This is a genomic window from Streptomyces adustus (genome assembly GCF_009377175.1).
GTDB classification, from domain to species: Bacteria; Actinomycetota; Actinomycetes; order Streptomycetales; family Streptomycetaceae; genus Streptomyces; species Streptomyces adustus.
The window spans coordinates 1-4,070 of the sequence record NZ_VJZD01000435.1 but is presented as its reverse complement, the minus strand read 5'-3'; the positions used below and the strand labels follow the sequence as shown (position 1 = coordinate 4,070).

General features: G+C 73.3%; 4 protein-coding genes. 2 read left to right on the top strand and 2 right to left on the bottom strand.

What is annotated here, in order from left to right; all coding sequences use genetic code 11:
• Nucleotides 1–369 precede the first annotated feature (369 nt).
• Together FNH09_RS45095 and FNH09_RS45090 are read left to right on the top strand one after the other, a co-directional pair.
• Complete coding sequence (locus FNH09_RS45095; RefSeq protein WP_152895669.1) at nt 370–1,806, top strand: sensor histidine kinase; 1,437 nt, start codon at nt 370–372, stop codon at nt 1,804–1,806.
• Nucleotides 1,807–1,865: 59 nt separating this feature from the next.
• A complete protein-coding gene (locus FNH09_RS45090) occupies nt 1,866–2,498 on the top strand; it encodes a response regulator transcription factor (RefSeq protein ID WP_152895668.1) in 633 nt (210 codons plus the stop codon).
• Nucleotides 2,499–2,604: 106 nt separating this feature from the next.
• On the opposite strand, the gene FNH09_RS45085 is transcribed toward FNH09_RS45090, so the two are convergent.
• Nucleotides 2,605–3,417 carry a hypothetical protein gene (locus FNH09_RS45085; RefSeq protein ID WP_152895667.1) on the bottom strand — a complete coding sequence of 271 codons (813 nt, stop codon included), beginning with the start codon at nt 3,415–3,417 and terminating at the stop codon, nt 2,605–2,607.
• Entirely contained in the window at nt 3,417–3,956 is a 540-nt protein-coding gene (locus tag FNH09_RS45080) for a SigE family RNA polymerase sigma factor (protein WP_152895666.1), read from the bottom strand. The genes FNH09_RS45085 and FNH09_RS45080 overlap by 1 nt, the downstream gene beginning before the upstream one ends.
• Nucleotides 3,957–4,070: the final 114 nt, after the last annotated feature.

Sequence of the window (4,070 nt, the reverse complement as noted above, 5' to 3'; positions counted from 1 at the left end):
GGGGGCGGGTGGTGCGGGCGGCGGGCAAGACCCCGGCACGGCCGTCCGCACCGTCGGCCGCACCGAGGCCGTCACGAGGCCACGGAACCCGCCGGATCTAGAACGCGTTCCAGTACGGCGACCCCCTGTATAGCCCAGGCCTCGACACTTGTGAAGACTCCTGACGCTGCGTCAGCTCCCGTGTCGGCCGCGACCCGCCGTGACATTTGTCCTGCCCAGGTCCGTACAGGCGCATCTGCCCGGTCGCCGCCCCGGTCCGTAACGTCGGACCCGACGCTCGTACTGGCGTCCAGGTCGCCGCGTTCGATTCGTACGCTGTCCTGTCGTACCGGCGGTCCGGACCGACCGCCCGATCGGGGGAGAACGATGATGTCCTGGCTTCGCGAGGCCGCCCACCGGGTCGACGCGCCACGCAAGGCGGTCCGCCGCGCCTGGCGGCGGCAGCGGCTCCAACGGCAGGACCACAAGCGTCTGATGGCGGAGTTCCATGCCGCGCGCAAGGCCGGAAAGGAGCAGGAGCACCCGGGGCCGCCGCCGACCGGCTTCAGCCTGCTGCCCTGGCTGCTGATGGGGATGGGCGCGTTCTCCAACCTCTTCCAGGGGGAGACGCCCAACGCCTGGATCGGCGGCCTGGGGCTGCTCACCTTCAACTCGCTCTACATCTACGTGGTGTTCCGCGCCTTCCACAAGGAGACGCGGGAGGCGCTGTCGACCCGGGTGGCGCTGGGCCTGATGGCCGTCGTGACCTGCGGGCTCGCCATCGGCTACGGCGGCAGCTGGCTGCTGTTCTTCCCGCTGCTGGGCCTGGCCACGGGAGCGGTGCTGCGCCTGTCGCACCTGAGGATCTTCGGTACGGCCGTGGCGGTGCTCGCGGGCGTGGTCTCCTGCACCCGCGACGGCTGGAACGGCCTGAACATCGCCTATGCCACCTGGATCTCGACGATGGTGACCGCCGCGATCCTGTCCCTCGCCGAGGCGGTACGGGAGCTGCGCGCCGCCCGGGAGGAACTGGCCCGGCGCGCGGTCGAGAAGGAGCGGCTGCGCTTCTCCCGCGACCTGCACGACCTGCTCGGTCACACCCTGTCGGTGATCGTGGTCAAGTCGGAGGCCGCGCGGCGGCTGGCGCCCGGGAACCTGGCGGCCTCGCTGGCCCAGATCGCGGACATCGAGTCGGTGGGCCGCCAGGCACTGACGGAGATACGCGAGGCGGTCACCGGCTACCGCGACGGCAGCCTGGCCACGGAACTGGACCGGGCCCGCTCCGCGCTGACCGCGGCGGGCGTCGAACCCTCGGTGCGGCAGTCGGGGCCGCCCCTGATGTCCCAGGCCGAGGCGCTGCTCGGGTGGGTGGTGCGCGAGGCGGTCACGAACATCGTCCGGCACAGCGACGCCGCCCACTGCGACATCGTCGTCTCCGCGGGCGAGGAGCAGGTGCAGCTCACGGTCACCGACGACGGAACCAGCCCGGCGGGCGTGGCGGGCCCGGCGGGCGCGGCGGAAGCGACAGGTCCGGCAGACGCGGCCGGAAGCGGAGGCGGGACGGGCGACGGGACCGGCGACGCGGCGGCGGGCGGGACGCCGGGCAGGAGCAGGGGCACCGGCACGGGGACAGCGGGCGGGGCGGCGGCCGGCCCGGGGGCCGAGGGCGTCGGCGGCACCGGACTGAAGGGCCTGACGGAGCGTCTCGCGGCGGCGGGCGGTTCCCTGTCGGCGGGGCCCGGCCCCCGGGGCGGCTTCGTGGTACGGGCGCAGCTCCCGGTGGCCGCGGTGGAGCCGGAACCGGACGCGGCGACGGCGAGAGTCTGAGCGGGCCCATGACACGGGCGGACGCCGTCCGCCCGTCCTACTCTTGACCGGTGAACGAGATGCCCCGGGACCACCGGCCCGCGAAGTCCATCAGGGTCCTGCTCGCGGAGGACCAGGGAATGATGCGCGGGGCGCTGGCCCTGCTGCTGGGCATGGAGGCGGACATCGACGTGGTGGCCCAGGTGTCCGCCGGGGACGCCATCGTGGACGCGGTGCTGACGCACCGTCCGGACGTCGCCCTCCTCGACATCGAGCTGCCGGGGCTGAGCGGTCTGGACGCCGCCGCCCGGCTGCGCGAGGAGGCCCCCGACTGCCGGGTGCTGATCCTGACCACCTTCGGGCGGCCCGGGTATCTGCGGCGGGCCATGGAGGCGGGAGCCGCCGGCTTCCTCGTCAAGGACGGGCCGGTGGAGGAACTGGCGGTCACCATCCGGCGGGTGCTGACCGGGGAGACGGTGATCGACCCCGCGCTCGCGGCGGCCGCGCTCAGCGCCGGACCCAGCCCGCTGACCGCCCGCGAGTGCGACGCGCTCAACGCCTCCGCGGACGGCGCGACCGTCGCCGACATCGCCGCCCGGCTGCATCTGTCCGAGTCCACGGTCCGCAACTACCTCTCCTCCGCCATCGGCAAGACCGGCACCCGCAACCGCATGGAGGCGATGCGGGAGGCCCGCAGCCAGGGCTGGCTCTGACCGCCGGCCGCCCCCGGCGCCACCCGCCTCCCTCCTCTCCTCCGCCTCCCCTCCTTTCTTTCTTCCTGCTCTCTTCCGGGTCGCCCTCGCCGCAGTCGGCCTCCGGCTACCGGGTCACCTTCACCGACTCGAACGACGTGCCCTGCGGGGCCAGGCACACGAACCAGCTGTCCGGGGAGCCCTGCGCCGACCGGATCGCGAACTCGTCGGCCAGGGTCTCGTCGCCGGAGTCGGCGGCCGCCCTGCCGACCACCGTCGACGTCCCGTCCTTCCAGGTGCAGGTCACCTGCTGGGCGGTCTTGGCGACCCGGCCCACGACCAGGCGCTGCGGCCCCTTCGAACCGGGCTCCAGCGGCATCGCGGCGCTCTCCAGGTCGTCGCCCGCCTGCACGTCCCCGGCGTCGGCCGACTTGTGCATGCTCCAGGAGTTCTCCGCCTGGGAGTTCCGGTACACGAAGAAGGAGGTCTTGCCGACGAGGTCGGACGCCGTACGCGCGTCCACCGGCATCTCCCCGTGCCGGACCATCTCCGACAGCTGCGCCTGTGCCTGCGCCGCGTCGCGCGGTGCCGCCCACACATCGACGTAGACCTTCCACGGCCTGCCCTGGTCGGTGCCGTGCGCCAGCACGGTCCGGTACCCGAGGAGGCCGGGGGGCGTCGGCTGCGACGGCGCCGTCACGGCGGGTGCCACCCGGCCGCCGCCAGGCGTCCCGGCCAGCGCCAGCGTCCCGGCCGTACCGGCGACGACCAGGGCGGTGGCCGTCGCGAGCGCCCAGCGACGGGCCCGGCGGCGCCGGCCGCCGCGGACGACCGCCTCGGTGGGGGCTGTACCGATCTCGACCTCGTCGGCCGCCTCGGCCAGCATCAGGGCGATGTCGTGGTTCGTCATGTGGTGGTTCGTCTCCCGGTCCGCGCTCATCACTTCCGCCCTTCACTTGTCAGCGTGCCGGCCAGGCCCGGTACGGCACGGAGTTTCGCGATCCCCTTGGCCGCGTTGCTCTTCACCGCGCCGACCGAACAGCCCATCGCCTCGGCCGTCTGGCTCTCGGTCAGGTCCTCCCAGTAGCGCAGGACCACCGCCTGCCGCTGCCGCGGCGGCAGCTGGACGAGCGCCTTCAGCAGGGCGTTGCGGTCGTCGGCCTGGGAGATGCGGTCACCGGTGTCCGCGATCTCGTGCGCGAGGCCCGAGTCGTCCCTCGGCGCCAGGAACTCCCGCAGCTTCCTGCGGTGTCTGCGCGCATGCGCGTTGATCATCACGCGTCGCACATAGGCCTCCGGGTCGTCGGCCGAGCCGACCCTGCGCCAGGCCACGAAGGTCTTCTCCAGCGTCGACTGGACCAGGTCCTCCGCGGCGTGCCGCTCCCCCGTGAGCAGGAATGCCGTACGCATCAGCCGCGGCCAGCGACCGGTGACGAAGGCCCGGAACTCCTCGTCCCGGACCGAACTGCGATCCCCCATGGGCACCTCCTAGATGTCAAAAGGAGTCCACGGGCCGCCCCAACCGTTGCCTCGCCCGCGAAAGAAACGGAACAAGAGCGCGTGACCCCGGTCACCCCCGCCGCACCCCCACTC

What these genes read in the sequence shown, in the direction of transcription:
- FNH09_RS45095 (WP_152895669.1), top strand. Translation starts at nt 370, where the DNA reads ATGTCCTGGCTTCGCGAGGCCGCCCACCGGGTCGACGCGCCACGCAAG.
- FNH09_RS45090 (WP_152895668.1), top strand. Translation starts at nt 1,866, where the DNA reads ATGCCCCGGGACCACCGGCCCGCGAAGTCCATCAGGGTCCTGCTCGCG.
- FNH09_RS45085 (WP_152895667.1), bottom strand. Translation starts at nt 3,417, where the DNA reads ATGAGCGCGGACCGGGAGACGAACCACCACATGACGAACCACGACATC.
- FNH09_RS45080 (WP_152895666.1), bottom strand. Translation starts at nt 3,956, where the DNA reads ATGGGGGATCGCAGTTCGGTCCGGGACGAGGAGTTCCGGGCCTTCGTC.